Origin of the sequence: Amycolatopsis sp. MEPSY49 (genome assembly GCF_051337345.1) — a bacterium.
Lineage (GTDB): Bacteria > Actinomycetota > Actinomycetes > Mycobacteriales > Pseudonocardiaceae > Amycolatopsis.
In genome coordinates this window covers 1,160,928-1,176,106 of sequence record NZ_JBDLYJ010000001.1, presented here as the reverse complement: position 1 = coordinate 1,176,106, position 15,179 = coordinate 1,160,928, and the positions used below count along the sequence as shown (strand labels likewise).

The 15,179-nt window shown below is 70.8% G+C and carries 16 protein-coding genes; 10 read left to right on the top strand and 6 right to left on the bottom strand.

The annotated features are described in order from the left end of the window. Nucleotides 1-25 precede the first annotated feature (25 nt). Genes ABFJ78_RS05865 through ABFJ78_RS05855 form a run of 3 tightly spaced genes read right to left on the bottom strand, consistent with a single transcriptional unit; the run spans nt 26 to nt 2,664 of the window. Complete coding sequence (locus ABFJ78_RS05865; RefSeq protein WP_436384655.1) at nt 26-901, bottom strand: metal ABC transporter permease; 876 nt, start codon at nt 899-901, stop codon at nt 26-28. Nucleotides 902-904: 3 nt separating this feature from the next. After that, the gene (locus ABFJ78_RS05860; RefSeq protein WP_436384654.1) at nt 905-1,750 is read right to left on the bottom strand and encodes a metal ABC transporter ATP-binding protein; all 846 of its coding nucleotides are present in this window, start codon (nt 1,748-1,750) and stop codon (nt 905-907) included. Nucleotides 1,751-1,752: 2 nt separating this feature from the next. Continuing rightward, the gene (locus ABFJ78_RS05855; RefSeq protein WP_436384653.1) at nt 1,753-2,664 is read right to left on the bottom strand and encodes a metal ABC transporter solute-binding protein, Zn/Mn family; all 912 of its coding nucleotides are present in this window, start codon (nt 2,662-2,664) and stop codon (nt 1,753-1,755) included. 188 nt (nt 2,665-2,852) lie between these two features. Here ABFJ78_RS05855 and ABFJ78_RS05850 point away from each other — a divergent pair, with 188 nt between their 5' ends. The 5 genes from ABFJ78_RS05850 (at nt 2,853) to ABFJ78_RS05830 (ending at nt 7,435) form a co-directional block, all read left to right on the top strand. Continuing rightward, complete coding sequence (locus ABFJ78_RS05850; protein WP_436384652.1) at nt 2,853-3,953, top strand: LacI family DNA-binding transcriptional regulator; 1,101 nt, start codon at nt 2,853-2,855, stop codon at nt 3,951-3,953. A 99-nt stretch (nt 3,954-4,052) separates the two neighbouring features. After that, nucleotides 4,053-4,544: a beta-class carbonic anhydrase gene (locus ABFJ78_RS05845; RefSeq protein ID WP_436384651.1), complete on the top strand. Its 492-nt coding sequence runs from the start codon at nt 4,053-4,055 to the stop codon at nt 4,542-4,544. Nucleotides 4,545-4,589: 45 nt separating this feature from the next. Further along, nucleotides 4,590-5,531: a glycosyltransferase gene (locus tag ABFJ78_RS05840; protein ID WP_436384650.1), complete on the top strand. Its 942-nt coding sequence runs from the start codon at nt 4,590-4,592 to the stop codon at nt 5,529-5,531. A gap of 9 nt (nt 5,532-5,540) precedes the next feature. Then, nucleotides 5,541-6,416, top strand: a complete 876-nt coding sequence (locus ABFJ78_RS05835) for an A/G-specific adenine glycosylase (RefSeq protein ID WP_436384649.1) — start codon at nt 5,541-5,543, stop codon at nt 6,414-6,416. 62 nt (nt 6,417-6,478) lie between these two features. Continuing rightward, complete coding sequence (locus ABFJ78_RS05830; protein WP_436384648.1) at nt 6,479-7,435, top strand: peptidoglycan recognition protein family protein; 957 nt, start codon at nt 6,479-6,481, stop codon at nt 7,433-7,435. A 52-nt stretch (nt 7,436-7,487) separates the two neighbouring features. Here ABFJ78_RS05830 and ABFJ78_RS05825 read toward each other — a convergent pair whose 3' ends face one another. After that, a complete protein-coding gene (locus ABFJ78_RS05825) occupies nt 7,488-8,234 on the bottom strand; it encodes an alpha/beta fold hydrolase (protein ID WP_436384647.1) in 747 nt (248 codons plus the stop codon). A 67-nt stretch (nt 8,235-8,301) separates the two neighbouring features. Here ABFJ78_RS05825 and ABFJ78_RS05820 point away from each other — a divergent pair, with 67 nt between their 5' ends. Beyond that, a complete protein-coding gene (locus tag ABFJ78_RS05820; protein ID WP_436384646.1) occupies nt 8,302-9,708 on the top strand; it encodes a M1 family metallopeptidase in 1,407 nt (468 codons plus the stop codon). Here the strand turns inward: ABFJ78_RS05820 and ABFJ78_RS05815 are convergent. After that, nucleotides 9,694-11,079: an AAA family ATPase gene (locus ABFJ78_RS05815; RefSeq protein WP_436384645.1), complete on the bottom strand. Its 1,386-nt coding sequence runs from the start codon at nt 11,077-11,079 to the stop codon at nt 9,694-9,696. The two genes, ABFJ78_RS05820 and ABFJ78_RS05815, sit on opposite strands and share 15 nt — an antisense overlap. A 50-nt stretch (nt 11,080-11,129) precedes the next feature. Between ABFJ78_RS05815 and ABFJ78_RS05810 the strand changes: the two genes are divergently transcribed. Beyond that, entirely contained in the window at nt 11,130-11,441 is a 312-nt protein-coding gene (locus ABFJ78_RS05810) for an antibiotic biosynthesis monooxygenase family protein (protein WP_436384644.1), read from the top strand. Beyond that, nucleotides 11,434-12,240, top strand: a complete 807-nt coding sequence (locus ABFJ78_RS05805; RefSeq protein WP_436384643.1) for an SIR2 family NAD-dependent protein deacylase — start codon at nt 11,434-11,436, stop codon at nt 12,238-12,240. The genes ABFJ78_RS05810 and ABFJ78_RS05805 overlap by 8 nt, the downstream gene beginning before the upstream one ends. Before the next feature lie 26 nt (nt 12,241-12,266). On the opposite strand, the gene ABFJ78_RS05800 is transcribed toward ABFJ78_RS05805, so the two are convergent. Then, entirely contained in the window at nt 12,267-13,283 is a 1,017-nt protein-coding gene (locus tag ABFJ78_RS05800) for an endonuclease/exonuclease/phosphatase family protein (RefSeq protein ID WP_436384642.1), read from the bottom strand. 105 nt (nt 13,284-13,388) lie between these two features. Here ABFJ78_RS05800 and ABFJ78_RS05795 point away from each other — a divergent pair, with 105 nt between their 5' ends. After that, on the top strand, nt 13,389-14,375 hold the full coding sequence (locus tag ABFJ78_RS05795; RefSeq protein ID WP_436384641.1) for an ATP-binding cassette domain-containing protein: 987 nt from the start codon (nt 13,389-13,391) through the stop codon (nt 14,373-14,375). Then, nucleotides 14,372-15,178 carry an ABC transporter permease gene (locus ABFJ78_RS05790; protein WP_436384640.1) on the top strand — a complete coding sequence of 269 codons (807 nt, stop codon included), beginning with the start codon at nt 14,372-14,374 and terminating at the stop codon, nt 15,176-15,178. Before ABFJ78_RS05795 ends, ABFJ78_RS05790 begins: the two co-directional genes overlap by 4 nt. The last annotated feature ends 1 nt before the right edge of the window (nt 15,179 follow it).

Genomic DNA, 15,179 nt, shown 5'->3' with positions numbered 1-15,179 from the left:
ATCTTTCGTAGCGAAAGTGAGGTCTTCAGGCGGCCGCGACGAGGGCCGGTTCCACAGTGCGGACTCGGGTGCGGCGGTCGCGCTGCCAGGCGATCACCCGGCAGACCACGTAGATCAAGAACGAAATCGCCGTCACGAACGCGCTCACCGGCAGCCCCGGCGCCAGCGACAGCACGATTCCGCCGATCGCCGCCACCTCGGCGAAGACCACCGAAAGCACCGTCGCCTTCCACGGTGACGCCGTCACCCGCGCAGCAGCCGCGGCCGGTGTCACCATCAACGCCACCACCAGCAGCGACCCGACGACCTTCACGCTCAACGCGGTCGAGATCCCGACCAAGAGCGCGAACACCACGGTCAGCGTTTTCACCGGCACCCCGCGCGCCACGGCCACGTTCCGGTCCACCGAAGCGAACAGCAACGGCCGGTACACCAGCGCCAGCACCGCCAACACCACCACCGACGACACCACGAACAACGTCAGGTTCGTCGAGTCGATCGTGATGATCTGGCCCGTCAAGATCCCGAACTTGTTCCCGGACCGTCCTTTGTAGAACGACAGGAACAGCACGCCCATGCCGAGACCGAACGACAGGATCACGCCGATCACCGAGTCGCGGTCCGCGTCGCGCGCACCCAGGATGCCCAGCAGCAGCGCCGCCACCACCGCGCCGATCAGCGCGCCGTACTCGACGCCGATCCCGAGCAGCAACGCCGCCGCGCCGCCCGTGAACGCCAGCTCGGACGTCCCGTGCACCGCGAACGACATCCGCCGCATCACGATCAGCGGGCCCAGCACCCCCGCGACCAGGCCGAGGATCAACGCGGCCAACAACGCCGTCTGGACGCCGGGGAGCTCGGTGATCAGCTCCCACGTCTTGCCGAAGTCGAACAGATCCAAGACTCAGCCCACTTGCTCTTCGACGTCGTGTTCGTGGTGGTGCGGCTCCTCTTCGCACAACGCGCTCTGCGCGCCCGCGATGTGGATCTGCCCGCCCACCTTCAGCACCTCGACGCGGGTGCCGTACAGCTCCGACAGCGTCTCGGTGGTCATGACCTCGTCCGGCTTGCCGATCCGGAACTGGCCGTTGACCAGGTACAGCACCCGGTCGACGAACGGCAGCACCGGGTTGATCTCGTGCGTCACGAACAGCACCGCCGTGCCGGCCGTGCGCCGCCGGGAGTCGATCAGCTCGCTGATCGCGCGCTGGTGCGCCAAGTCCAGGGACAGCAGCGGCTCGTCGCAGAGCAGCACCTCGGGGTCGCCGACCAGGGCCTGCGCCACCCGCAGCCGCTGCTGCTCGCCGCCGGACAGCCGGCCGACCGGCTGCTTCGCGTAACGCGTCGCGCCCACCGCGTCGACCGCCGCCGCCACCTGACGACGCCGGGCCGCCATGCCGAACAGCCCGGGCCCCCAGCGGTGCCCGTCGAGGCCCAGCCCGACCAGGTCGACGCCGCGCAGCGTCAGCGACTCGTCGATCGCGCGCTGTTGCGGGATGTAGCCGACCTTGCGGTTCGCGCCGCCCGGGCGGCCGCCGGCGATCTCGACCGAGCCCGCCGACAGGCCCTGCATGCCGAGCAGCGCCTTGAGCAGGCTGCTCTTGCCGGAGCCGTTCGGGCCGAGCACGGCGAGGAACTCCCCCGGCTCGACGACGAGGTCCAGCCCCGACCAGAGGGTCCGGGGTCCGAACGCGAGCCCCGCCCCGCGGACCCGGACCGCGGGGCGTACGTCGTCTGAGACGGGAGCCATGCCTACTTCAACGCTCCTGCCAGCGCGTCCACTTCCCCGGTCATCCAGCCAATGTAGTCGGTCACACCCTGCGGCAGCGTCTCGGTCACGTCGACGACGCCGATCCCGGCGGCCTTCGCCTGCCCGACGACGTCCTGGGTCAGCGGGGTCACCGTCTGCGCGTTGTTGATCAGCGCCTTGACCTGCTTGGTGGCGATGAGCTGCTTGTACTCGTTCACCGCGGCGGCCGGGACGTCGGTGTCGTTCTCGACGGCGTCGGAAAACGCCTTCGGCGTCGCGTCCGTCAGCTTCGCGCTCTCCAGCAGGTAGTGCGCGACCGGCTCGGTGACGACGACCTTCGTACCCGGGTGGGTGGTGCCGAGCTCGCCGAGGCGCTTCTCGAGCGCGTCGACCTTCGCCTTGAACGCCGTCGCGTTGTCGGTGAACGCCTGCTTCGACGCCGGCTGCAGCTCGCCGAGCTGCGCCGCGACCTGGTCGGCGACCTTGTCGACGCCCGGCAGGTCGTACCAGACGTGCTCGTTCTCGTCGCCGGTCGCGGCGATGTCGTAGGCGACGAGCTTCTTCGCGTCCCCGGCCTGCGCGGTGAGCTTGTCGAAGAACTCGTCGTAGCCGCCGCCGTTGGAAAGCAGCAGCTTCGCGTCCTTCGCCGCGAGGGCGTCGTCGGCGGTCGTTTCGTACGAGTGCGGGTCGGCCGAGGGGTCGTGGATGATCGACTTGACGTCCACCTTGTCCCCGCCGACGGCGCTGACGACGCTGCCCCAGACGTCGGTCGAGGCGACGACCTTGATCTTTTCGGACCCGCCGGACTGGGCGCCGCCGTCCGAGCCGGACGTTCCGCCGGAGCACGCGGCCAGCGCGAAGACGGACAGGGCCGAAGCGGCGGCGAGCACGCTCCTGGTGCGGCGGGAACTCATCTGAAGAACTCTCCTGACGGCACTGAGACGCTAATGGAAACCGTTGTCAGATTCACCTTACCCCATCCGGATGACTTCCTGGCCATCCGATCCCGGTTTGGTGTATGCGTCTTCATGCATGCGGATCGAGACATCGACCACGCGGGGTGTCTCTTCAGGAAAACGATCTGAACCGTTACGGTTTGCTGATGGGACGTCCTATTCGCACCCGGAGGCAGGCGACGCTGGCGTCGCTCGCGGCGGAGCTCGGTGTGTCCAGGACCACGGTGTCCAACGCCTACAACCGGCCGGACCAGCTGTCCCCGGAACTGCGCCGCCGGGTCCTCGAGACCGCGCGGCGACTCGGCTACCCCGGCCCCGACCCGGTCGCCCGCTCCCTGCGCACGCGCAAGGCGGGCGCGGTCGGCCTGCTGCTCACCGAGAACCTCTCCTACGCCTTCCGCGACCCCGCCGCCGTCGGCGTGCTCGAAGGACTGGCCCTGGCCTGCGAAGACGCCAGTGTCGGCCTGCACCTGGTGCCCGCCAGCCCGGGCCGTGAAGACGTCGCCGCAGTGCACCGGGCTGGTGTCGACGGCTTCGTCGTCTACTCCGTCCCGGACGACGACCCGCACCTGGCCGCCGTGCTGGAGCGCCCGGTGCCGACGGTGATCATCGACCAGCCCAGCCTCGAAGGCATCGACCGCGTCGGCCCGGACGACGCGGCGGCGGTCGGCAAGATCGCCGAGCACCTCGTGACACTGGGCCACCGCCAGGTCGGCGTGATCTGCATGCGCCTGGCCCGTGAGCGCAACGACGACTTCGTCTCCCCGGCCCGCCAAAGCGGCGCGCACTTCCACGTCCAGCGCACCCGGCTGGAAGCGCTCGCCGTGGCGTTCTCCGCGGCGGGCGTCGACTGGGCCGGCGTCCCGGTGGTCGAGCGCTTCGACCACACGGTGGACGACGGCGCTTCGGCCGCGCGCCAGCTCCTCGACGCGTATCCGCAGATCACGGCCGTGATCTGCACGTCGGACATCCTCGCGCTCGGCGCGATGGCCGAGGCCGAGCGGCGGGGGCTGCGGGTGCCGCAGGACCTGACCGTCACCGGATTCGACGGCATCGCCGAAGCCGAGCGGATCGGCCTCACCACGGTCCACCAGCCGGTGCTCGAGAAGGGCAAGACGGCCGGCCGGCTGCTGCTCGGCTCGGCCGAGCGGAGCGCGCCGAAGGTGATCACGCTGCCGACCGAGCTGCGCGTCGGCCGCACGTCGGGACCCCCTAGAACGGTCGAGGAGCCCTGGTTCGGGGGCTGACCCGTGACATAGCTCGTAGTGCATTGCTCGGACGGGTACCCACCAGGTCAAATGGAGTGGCACGCCCGCGCCGCGGGGCCACTGGCCGGAAGGTGACCGATGACCTCGATCGACGTACTGCTCAAGCGCAACCAGGAACTCGGCGAGGTGACGCCCGGCGACCGGTCGTCCCCGAAGCCGTCGCTCCAGGTGGCCATCCTGACCTGCATGGACGCCCGCATCCGGGTGTTCGAGCTGTTCGGCCTCCTGCAGGGCGAGTCGCACGTCCTCCGCAACGCGGGCGGCGTGGTGACCGACGACATGATCCGCTCGCTGGCCCTTTCGCAGCGCAAGCTCGGCACGCGCGAGGTGCTGGTCGTCCAGCACACGGAGTGCGGCCTGTCGATGGTCACCGAGGACGACTTCAAGGACGAGCTGGAGAGCGACACCGGCCTGCGGCCGACGTGGTCGGTCGAGGCGTTCCGGAACGTGGAGAACAGCGTCCGGACGTCCGTCGAGCGCGTGCGGCGGAGCGCTTACCTGCCGCACACGGAGAACGTCCGCGGGTTCGTCTACGACGTCAAGACCGGGAAGCTCACCGAGGTCAAGTAACGCTAGTCTCCATTCAGATGTTCATGACATCCGAATGGGGACAGCATGCGTGTACTCTTCGCCGGTCTGGCCTCGCCCGGCCACACCTACCCGATGGTCCCGCTCGCGGTCGCGGCGCGCGACGTCGGACACGAAGTGCGCTTCGCCGCCGGTGAGCACGTCCACGCGCCGCTGAGCCGGCTCGGGTTGAACCCGTTCCGGCCCGCGGACTCGTTCTACGAGATCTACGCCGAAGACCTCGAACCGGACCTGATGCGGCTGCGGCCGGACCTGGTCGTGCACGGGTGGGGCGTCCCGGAGGTGGCCGTCGCCGCGCGGCGCGCGGGGATCCCCGCTCTGTGGCACGGCTTCGGCCGGCTGTTCCCCGACGGGATCGGGCTCGAGCGCCCGGACGGCGGGACGCACCTGGACATCTGCCCGCCATCCCTGCAGGACACGAGCTTCCTGGCGACCGCCGATCGGATCGTCCTGCGCCCGGTGCCCTTCGCCGAGCCAGGCGACTTCCGGGGGCCGCTGATCTACCTGACGCTCGGCACCGCGTTCGGCACGTCGGAGGTCCTCACCACGGCGATCGAGGGGCTGGCCCGGCTCGGCACGCACGTCGTGGTGGCCACCGGCGGGGTGCCCCTCGGCCCGCTGCCGGACAACGTCACCGCCCTGGCCTGGGTACCGCAGGCGGCGGTGATCGAGCACGCCGACCTGGTCGTGCACCACGGCGGCAGCGGCACCACCCTCGGCGCGCTCGCCGCCGGCGTCCCGCAGTTGCTCCTGCCTCAGGGTGCCGACCAGTTCGCCAACGCCGACGCGCTCGTCGCCTCGGGTGCGGCACTGCGGCTTCTGCCCGGCGAACTGACCGCGGAGGCCGTCGCCGAACAGGCCCGGAAGGCGTCCTCCCGCCGGGACGCGGCCCGCGCGATCGCCGCGGAGATCGCGGAAATGCCGTCACCGGACGAGGTCGCCCGCGAGCTGCCGAAGCACGCGAAGTAGCCTCCCGGCGTGGCTGTGGACGCTGACGTACTGCTCGACTGGTTCTCCACGCACGGCCGGGACCTGCCCTGGCGCGAGCCGGACTGCTCGGCGTGGGGCGTGCTCGTCAGCGAGATCATGCTCCAGCAGACGCCCGTCGCCCGCGTGCAGCCGATCTGGCACGAGTGGCTGGCCCGCTGGCCGGTGCCCTCGGCGCTGGCCGCGTCGAGCCAGGGTGAGGTCGTGCGGGCCTGGGGCAAGCTCGGCTACCCGCGGCGCGCCCTCCGGCTGCACGAAGCCGCCGGCGTCATCGCGCGCGAGCACGGGGACGTCGTTCCGTCCGATGTGGACACTCTGCTCGCGCTGCCCGGGATCGGCGCCTACACGGCGCGCGCCGTCGCCGCGTTCGCCTACGGCCTGCGCGCGCCGGTGGTCGACACCAACGTGCGGCGGGTCGTCGCGCGGGCCGTGCACGGGGCCGGGGACGCCGGGCCCGCGTCGAACACCCGGGACATGGCCGACGTCGAGGCGCTGCTGCCCGCCGAAGACGCGCCCGCCGCTCGCTTTTCGGCGGCGATCATGGAACTGGGTGCCCTGATCTGCACCGCGCGTTCGCCGCGGTGCGCGGACTGCCCGATCTACGACGAGTGCGCGTGGCAGCTCGCCGGCCGGCCCGAGTACGCCGGCCCGGCCAAGCCGGTGCAGAAGTTCGCCGGCACCGACCGGCAGGTCCGCGGCCTGCTGCTGGACGTCCTGCGCGGCAGCGAAGGCCCCGTCGAAAAAGCGCGGCTCGACCTGGTGTGGCACGACGGCGGCCAGCGCGACCGCTGCCTGGACTCCCTGCTCGCCGACGGCCTGCTGGAGCAGACCAGCAGCGGCCTCTTCGCTCTCCCGGGCGAACACTGACGCGCTACAACCAAAGTTGGTCAATAGTTGTCATAGGCGCGCTTCGGAGCTACCTTTCCCGCATGGTCACTGTTGACCGCCGGACCCTGTTCAAAGCGGGGATGACCGCGACCGCGGCCGGCGCACTGGGGATGACGACCACGGGGACGGCCGCCGCGGCCGTGCCGACACCGACGATCCACGGTTGCGCCGAGTGGGGCGCGCGGCCCGCCTCGGGGCCGATCGTGGTGGAGAACCACAAGCCGACCTACATCGTCGTGCACCACGCCGTCGATCCGCCGATGAACAACGACTTCTCGCTGGCGCGCGCGTTCTACGTCTCGCGGTACATCCAGAACCTGCACATGGACAAGAACGGCTGGATCGACAGCGGCCAGCAGTTCACGAACAGCCGCGGCGGGTTCGTCACCGAAGGCAGGCACCGCAGCCTGGAGATCCTGCGCGGCGGCACGCAGCACGTCCAGGGCGCGAACGTCGGCAACCACAACAGCGAGGTCATCGGCATCGAGAACGAGGGCCTCTACAGCACGGTCGACGTGCCGCAGGCGCTGTGGGATTCGCTGGTCGGCCTGGTGGCCTACATCGCGCACCAATACGGCATTTCGCCCGAATTCATCAAGGGCCACCGCGACTTCAACTCGACCGAGTGCCCCGGCACGGTGCTCTACAACCGGCTGCCGGAGCTGCGGACGGCGGTCGGCCGCGTCCTCGGCGTCTCGGTCGCGCGCGCCGAAGCGGCGTGGCCGCTGCTGAAGCCGGGCGACACGGGTCGCACGGTGCAATTGGCACAGCAGTTCCTGCGCACGTCCGGGTACGACGTGCCGACCGACGGCGTGTTCGGTAAGTCCACAAAGGACGCCGTGGCCGCTTTGTCCGTTCAGGCCGGACTACCGCGCCACACGTGCACCGCGACGAAGGCGACCGACGAAACGGGCTTCCTGGGCGCGGACGTCTGGCCCCTGATCGTCCCGTCCGACCGCTCCACCGCAGCCTGGCGATCCGACCTTTCCCAAATCTAACCTCCCCCACACGGGTGCCAAACCCGCATCTTTCCCCGAGAAAGATGCGGGTTTAGCGCAGCAAGAGGTCGGATAGGAAGGCTTCGACGGCGCCGCGGTACGTCTCTGGGGCTTCGTCGTGGGGTAAGTGCGCTGAGCCGGGGACCACAAGGTGCTTCGCGCCGGCGACGCGTGAAGTGACGAGCGCTTGCTGGCCCGGCGGCATCGCCGTGTGCTCGCCCTCGACCAGCAGCAGCGGGCAGCGGATCGCGTCGACGACGTCCCAGTAGTCCCGCCGGCCCCATTCCGCCGCGATGACGTACAGGTCCTCGAGGTCGGCGACCAGGTGGAACCCGTCGGAACGCTCCTCGACGCAGTCCGCGAAGTACTCGCCCGCGTCGCCGAAGAACTCGCGGACGTGGTCGAGCGACTTGAACGGCACCGGCCAGCTCTCGAAGTACCCGCGCCACGTCTCGACGGTCCGGCCGCGCTGGTCCGGCGCGAAGTCCTCGGAGACGACCGCGCGCACCAGCTCCGGGTACTTCGCGGCGGTCGCCCACGCGTGCAGGCCGCCCATCGAGTGCCCGATGAGCACGGCCGGCCCGGCTTCCAGGGTCCGCAGCGCGTCGGCGACGTCGTCGGTGAACCGCTCGGTCGTCCACGGCCCGACGCGTGGCGCGCTGCCGTGACCGCGCGCGTCGAGGCCGTACACCGCGCCATAGGGCCGGAGCCACTCCGCGACCCGCCACCACGTCCGCGCGCGGCCCATCAGGCCGTGGAGCAGAACGATCGGCACACCGGTGCCGCCGAAACAGAGCACGCGGCCACCATAATGGCTGGTGCGAAGCGTGACCGAGTGATCGCAATCCATCACCTATGGTGGTGGGATGCGCCGCCGACTCGCCGCCCTCGCCGTCTGCGCCGCGGTGGTCCTCGCCGCGGCGTGCAGCGGTGACGCCGTCACGGCGCCGCCCCCGCCGCCGCCCATGCACCCGGTTCCGGGCGCGGCCGGCGCCGGTGATCCGTATTACCCGGACGACGGCAACGGCGGCTACGACGCCCTCGGCTACCAGGTGGGCGTGACGTACGACCCGCCGAGCGGCCACCTCGACGGCGACACGACGGTCACCGCGAAGGCGACCCAGGACCTCAGCCGGTTCGACCTCGACCTGCGCGGCCTCGACGTCCACAGCGTCGAAGTCGACGGGCAGCCGGCGCACTTCACGCGCGAAAAGGCGTTCGAGCTGGTCGTCACGCCGGCGTCGCCGATCCGCGCCGGGACGACGTTCCGCACGCGGGTGCGCTACGGCGGCGACCCGGCGAAGACCCCGCACGACGGCGGCAGCGAGAACGGCTGGCAGCACTCGGCCGACGGCGGCGCGTACATGGTCGGCGAGCCGCACTCGGCGGCGTTCTGGTACCCCGTCAACGAAACCCCGCGCGACAAGGCGACGTTCACGCTGACCGCGCACGTCCCGGCCGGCTGGACGGTCATCTCGAACGGCCGGGAGGGCCCGCCGGGGACGTGGACCGAGCCGAACCCGGTCGCGAGCTACCTGACGACGATCGCGATCGGCAAGTTCAGTGTCGACAGGTCGACGTTGAAGGACGGCACCCCGGTCGTCTCGGCGTACGCACCGGGCGCCGAGGCCCGCCGCGCGATCGGCGACCGCCTGCCGGAGGTGCTCGGGTTCCTGAGCGGCAAGTTCGGCCCGTACCCGCAGTCGGCGGCCGGCGGGATCTTCCTGAACGAGGACGTCCGCTTTTCGCTGGAGACGCAGACCCGGCCGACGTACGCGAAGTGGGCCGACCTGCCGACGCTGGTGCACGAGAACGCCCACGAGTGGTTCGGCGATTCGGTGTCGCTTCGCAATTGGTCGGACATCTGCTTGAACGAGTGCTTCGCGTCGTACGCGCAGTGGCTGTGGGCGGAGCGCGAAGGCCAGAGCCTCGACGACCGCTACCGCGCGGCGATCGAAATCACCCGCGGCAGCACGGACTTCTGGGCCCAGAAGCTGGTCGGCATGGGCCAGGGCCACGAGTTCGAGGGCGTCTACAACAAGGGAATCCTCGCGCTGCACGCATTGCGACGGCAGATCGGCGACCCGGCGTTCGACCGGCTCCTGCACGACTGGCCGGCGCGGTACCGCCACGGAAACGCGAGCTGGGCCGACTTCGAGAAGATGGCTTCGTCGGTGAGCGGGCAGAACCTGAAGCCGTTCTTCGACGAGTGGTTCCGGGGGACGAAGCTCCCCGCGGACGCCGACCTCTTCCCCGGCTCACTGCGCAGCTGAGCTGCCCAGCAACGACCGCGTCAAGGCGCTCCGCGCGTCCTGCATCTCGCGCAACGCCGTCGTCAGCTCCTCGTCGCCCACCACGACGTCTTCGTCCGGCCGGAGCGCCAGCGACCGAAGTGCCGCGCGCCGCAGCAGTTCCTTCGCGAACGACGCCGTGACGCCCTCGGTGGCCTCGACGATCGGGGCCAGGTCCGCCGTGAGCTTCAGCCCGCGCGCATAGAGGCGCAGCAGCGCCTCGCGACCCGCCGCGTCCGGCAGCGGGATCTCGACGGCCAGGTCGACCCGGCCCGGGCGGTCGGCCAACGCCCGCTCCAGCGCGCCCGCGCGGTTGGTCGTCAGCAGGAACGTCACGTCGGCGTCGCCGCCCACGCCGTCCATCGCGTCGAGCAGGGTGAACAGCAGCGGGTGCGCGTCCGGGCCGTAGCTGCGGTCCTGGGCGATCAGGTCGACGTCCTCCACCACGACGACGCTGGGCTGCAGCCGCCGGGCCAGCGCCGCCGCCTTCGCCACGAACCGCATCGCCGTGCCGGTCAGGATGACCACCGTGGTGCCCGGCAGCCGGCTCATCAGGTACCGGACGGTGTGCGTCTTGCCGGTGCCGGGCGGGCCGTGCAGCAGCAGGCCGCGCTTGAGGTGCTGCCCGGCGGCCAGCAGCCGCTCGCCGTGCTCCGCGATGCCGACCGTGTGCCGCTCGATCGCGTCGAGCACGCCTTCGGGGAGCACGACCTCCTCGCCGGTCAACGTGGGGCGCGGCAGGAACGTCAGCAGGTCGTTGCCGCGGTTTTCGCTGGCCCCGAAGGCCAGTACCTGCCCGCGCAGCACGTCGTGGCGGGCCATCAGGCGCTCGACGCGGTCGCGCACCTCGGTCGCGATCGCGCGTGACGTCGCCAGCACCTCCAGCCGCGCCTCCAGCTGACCCCACTGCGGGTTCGCGCCGCGGATCGCGAGCAGCACCGGTTCCCCGCCGGGCGCGCGCGTGCCGACGAGCCCCAGCTGCACCGCCTCGGTCGCGTCCTCGGGGCCGGTCGCCGTCGTCGTGTAGTCGACCGAGCCGAGCTCGAACGTGCCCTGCTTGCGCGCGATCACGAGCATCCCGATCAGGTCCTCGTGCGTGCGCTGGCCGCCCGCGATGCCGAACCAGCCGACGTCGGTGCCGTGCTCGGCGAGGTAGGCGTCGACCCCGCGCTGGATGTTCGCGTGCTCCCACATCGGCCAGTTGCGGGTCACGACGACCACCCCGGGCAGCGGCCCGACGTGCGCGGTCACGCGGTCGATCAGCTCGTTGCCCGCGCTCCCGGACACGGAGTCCGCGGTCGCCCGGATGATGCGCTGCAAGTCGGCCGCGAGGTCCCGCTCGGTGCTCCCCATGTGATTCACAGTGGCACGGATCACACCCGACGGCCAACTAGGGTGGAGGCATGAGTGTCGTGAAGATCAACGCGATCGAGGTACCCGAAGGCGCCGGCCCCGAGCTGGAGAAGCGGTTCGCGGCGCGGCTGCACTCCGTCGACCAGCAGCCCGGCTTCCTCGGGTTCGAGCTGCTGCGCCCGGTCTCCGGCGAGACGCGCTACTTCGTCTACACGAAGTGGGAGACGGAGGAGGCCTACCAGGCGTGGGCCAAGGGCGGCCCGGCCGCGGCGGCGCACTCGGGCGAGCGCGCCAAGCCCGTGTCGACCGGCGCCAACCTGCTCGAGTTCGAGGTCGTCCTCGGTTCGCAGCCGGGTGAGTGACGCTCTCGAACGGGCCGCGGAGCTGCTCGACGGCGCCGGCGCGCTGCTGATCTGCGCCGGCGCCGGGATGGGCGTCGACTCCGGGCTGCCGGACTTCCGCGGCGGCGAAGGGTTCTGGCGCGCGTACCCGCCGTACGCCCGGCTCGGGTTGCGGTTCGAGGAGCTGGCCGACCCGCGCCACTTCGCCGACGACCCCGAGCTGGCCTGGGGGTTCTACGGGCACCGGCTCGACCTGTACCGCAAGACCGTGCCGCACGAGGGTTTCCGGCTGCTGCTCGGCTCGGCCCCGTCCGTGCGCGTCTTCACGTCCAATGTGGACGGACAGTTCCAGAAGGCGGGTTACGAGCACGTCGCCGAGGCGCACGGCTCGATCCACCACCTGCAGTGCCTTTCCGGCTGCAGCACCGAAATCTGGTCTGCTGCCGATGTCGAGGTCGAGATCGACCCCGAAACCATGCGAGCCGTGCCACCGCTGCCGTCGTGCCCGCGGTGCGGTGGGTTGGCGCGGCCCAACATCCTGATGTTCGGGGACTTCGACTGGGTGCCGGACCGCAGCCAGGCCCAGCTCGACGAGCTGACGGCGTGGCGCCGGACGGCTCGCGACCTCGTCGTGGTGGAACTGGGCGCGGGCCAGGCGGTCCCGACGGTCCGCCGCTACAGCGAACTGGCGAGCGCGGCGAGTGGGGCGCTGATCCGGATCAACCCGCGTGAGCCGGAGATCCGGCACGGGCGCGGGGTGTCCATCCCGGCCGGCGCCCTGGAAACGGTGCGAGTTCTCGTGAGTGGGGAACAGGGTTAGAACACTGTTTCCCACTCACGACGGGGTCACGGCAGGCGCACTTCGGCGAACACCGCCCGGTGGTCGCTGCCCGCGACGTCGAACACGCGGTAGTCCTGGACCGCCGCTCGGTTGTCGACGACCACGTGGTCGATCGTCACCACCGGGGACGAAGACGGCCAAGTCGGCGTCAACCCCGCGCCGCGCTCCTCCGCCGCGTCGTTGTAGCCGCGGGAGAGCACCGTGCGGAACGCCGCGTGGTCCAGCGTCGCGTTGAAGTCGCCCGCCAAGATGCGCAGGCCGTGCTCGCCCGCCGCGCGGGACAGGTCCTTGATCTCGCGCTCCCACTGCGGCGTGTCGACGTCCGGGGAGATCGGGTGGACGGCGACGATCTCGGCCACCACGCCGTCGCCGAGGTCGGCCTGCGCGCCCGGCTGCTTGGCCGCCGAATCACCGGTCAGGTTGACCTCCTTCAGCGGGAAGCGCGACACGATCCCCGAGCCGAACGCGCCGGGCGCGGGGTGCAGCACGCGGTACGGCAGCAGCTGGAACAGCCCGGCCGCGGTCAGCCCGTCGACCACGCGCGGCGTCATTTCGACCAGGTTCAGCACGTCGATCCGCTGCTCGCGCACCAGGTCGACGACGGCCTTCGGGTCCGCCTGGCCGTAGAGCAGGTTCGACGCGAGCACGCGCAGTGTCTTCCCGTGCACTTCGCGCTGATCACTCGCCGACAGCCGTGGCACGACGAGGACGGCCAGCGCGACCGCCAGCACCAGCGCGGTCCCGCCGACCCACCAGCGCCGCAAGGCCAGCGCCAGCCCGCTGAGCAGCAGGCCCGCGGCCGCCACGAACGGCGTAAGTGACAACGCGACGAGGGTGTACCAGTCGCCGTCGTAGCCGATCAGGCGCAGCGCGGCCAGTCCGGCCAACGGCACCAGCAGCACCACCAGCAAGGCCGTGACCAGCGGGTTCTTCCGCCGGACGCGCGTCTCTTCCGCAACGGTCATGGTGCCGAGTATGCCGAGCCCACGCGCACGGGGCCCGGCCGCCGACAACTCCTCCACAAGATCTCCACCAGCCGCTGCCAGCGCCTGCCAGCGCGCTGTGCGCGTGCTGCCAGCGCACCCGGTCAGAGTGTCCTCAGAACGCGACAGCGAAGGAGGACGCCCATGTCGCACGCGATCCAGGCCGAGGGCCTGGTCAAACACTTCGGGGACACCAAGGCGCTGGACGGGGTGGACCTCGAGGTCCCGTTCGGCCAGGTCGTCGGGGTGCTCGGCCCGAACGGCGCCGGCAAGACGACCGCCGTCCGGATCCTGGCCACCCTGATGAAACCGGACGCCGGCAGAGCCACCGTCGGCGGTTTCGACGTCGTCACCGATCCCGTCCGGGTCCGCAGCCTGATCGGGCTCACCGGCCAGTACGCGTCGGTCGACGAGGACCTCAACGGCATCGAGAACCTCGTCCTCATCGGACGGTTGTACGGCCACTCCCGCGCCCAGTCCAAAGCCCGCGCCACCGAGCTGATCGAGCGGTTCGAGCTGACCAAGGCGGCCAAGCGGCCGATCCGGACGTACTCGGGCGGCATGCGGCGGCGGCTCGACCTCGCCGCCAGCCTCGTCGGCCGGCCCGAGGTGCTCTACCTCGACGAGCCGACCACCGGCCTCGACCCGCACGCCCGCAACGAGGTCTGGGACGTCGTCCGCACGCTCGTCGCGGAGGGCGCCACGGTACTGCTGACCACGCAGTACCTCGAAGAGGCCGACCAGCTGGCCGACAAGATCACCGTGTTCGACCACGGCCGCGTCGTCGCCGACGGCCGCGCCGACGAGCTCAAGCGCCGCGTCGGCGGCCAGACGCTGCAGGTCCGGCCGACCCAGCTGTCCGACATGGACGCCGTCAACCGGATCCTCGGCGACCTCTCCGGCGTCCGGCCGACCCGCGACGACACGACCGGCCTGCTCACCGCGCCGGTCAACGACCCCGTCCTGCTGTCCACTTTGGTCCGCAAGCTGGACGAAGCCGGCATCACCGCCGACGAGCTGGCGCTGCGGCTGCCCAGCCTCGACGAGGTGTTCCTCGCCCTCACCGGACATACGGCCGAACAGCCCCCTGCGTCTTCTTCGGACAAGACCCTCGAAGGGAGCCTGGCATGACGACGCTGGCACTCGACCGCCCGGCCCCGCCGCGGCACATCAGCCCCGCCAAGGGCTTCGGCCACGCGCTTTCGCTGGCCTGGCGCGGCATCCTGAAGATCCGCAAGAACCCCGAGCAGCTCGCCGACGTCACCCTGATGCCGATCATCTTCCTGGTGATGTTCGTGTACCTGTTCGGCGGCGCGCTGTCCGGCTCGACCGACGCCTACCTGCAGATGGTCGTGCCCGGCATCATCGTGATGAACATCCTGCAGGCGTGCCTGGCCGTGGGGACGAACCTCAACACCGACATCACCAAGGGCGTGTTCGACCGGTTCCGCAGCATGCCGATCGCCCGCTCGGCTCCGCTGATCGGCGCGGTGCTCGCGGACATCGTGCGGTACGTCGTGTGCCTGACGGTGCTGATGGTGGTGGCCACGATCATGGGCTACCGCATCGCGACCAGCCCGGCGGAGTTCGTGGTGGCGATCCTGCTCGCGCTCGCGTTCGGGCTGTGCTTCTGCTGGGGCTCGGTGTTCGTCGGCATGGTGATGAAGTCGCCGGGTTCGGCGCAGGCGCTGATGTTCGTCTTCATCATGCCGCTCACCTTCGGCAGCAACGTGTTCGTCTCGACCTCGACGATGCCGGGGTGGCTGCGGGCGTGGGCGGACATCAGCCCGGTGAGCCTGATGGCGAACGCGCTGCGCGGCCTGATGAACGGCGGCGCGGTCGCCGGCCCGCTGGCCGGGGCGCTCGCCTGGATGGCCGGCGCGGTCATCGTGTTCTTCCCGCTGGCCACTTGGGCCTACCGCCGGCGGGTCTGAG

Bases quoted from the DNA above. Each gene is read 5' to 3' on its own strand.
- ABFJ78_RS05860 (WP_436384654.1), bottom strand. From the start codon at position 1,750: ATGGCTCCCGTCTCAGACGACGTACGCCCCGCGGTCCGGGTCCGCGGG.
- ABFJ78_RS05855 (WP_436384653.1), bottom strand. From the start codon at position 2,664: ATGAGTTCCCGCCGCACCAGGAGCGTGCTCGCCGCCGCTTCGGCCCTG.
- ABFJ78_RS05850 (WP_436384652.1), top strand. From the start codon at position 2,853: ATGGGACGTCCTATTCGCACCCGGAGGCAGGCGACGCTGGCGTCGCTC.
- ABFJ78_RS05845 (WP_436384651.1), top strand. From the start codon at position 4,053: ATGACCTCGATCGACGTACTGCTCAAGCGCAACCAGGAACTCGGCGAG.
- ABFJ78_RS05840 (WP_436384650.1), top strand. From the start codon at position 4,590: ATGCGTGTACTCTTCGCCGGTCTGGCCTCGCCCGGCCACACCTACCCG.
- ABFJ78_RS05830 (WP_436384648.1), top strand. From the start codon at position 6,479: ATGGTCACTGTTGACCGCCGGACCCTGTTCAAAGCGGGGATGACCGCG.
- ABFJ78_RS05820 (WP_436384646.1), top strand. From the start codon at position 8,302: ATGCGCCGCCGACTCGCCGCCCTCGCCGTCTGCGCCGCGGTGGTCCTC.
- ABFJ78_RS05815 (WP_436384645.1), bottom strand. From the start codon at position 11,079: ATGGGGAGCACCGAGCGGGACCTCGCGGCCGACTTGCAGCGCATCATC.
- ABFJ78_RS05810 (WP_436384644.1), top strand. From the start codon at position 11,130: ATGAGTGTCGTGAAGATCAACGCGATCGAGGTACCCGAAGGCGCCGGC.
- ABFJ78_RS05795 (WP_436384641.1), top strand. From the start codon at position 13,389: ATGTCGCACGCGATCCAGGCCGAGGGCCTGGTCAAACACTTCGGGGAC.
- ABFJ78_RS05790 (WP_436384640.1), top strand. From the start codon at position 14,372: ATGACGACGCTGGCACTCGACCGCCCGGCCCCGCCGCGGCACATCAGC.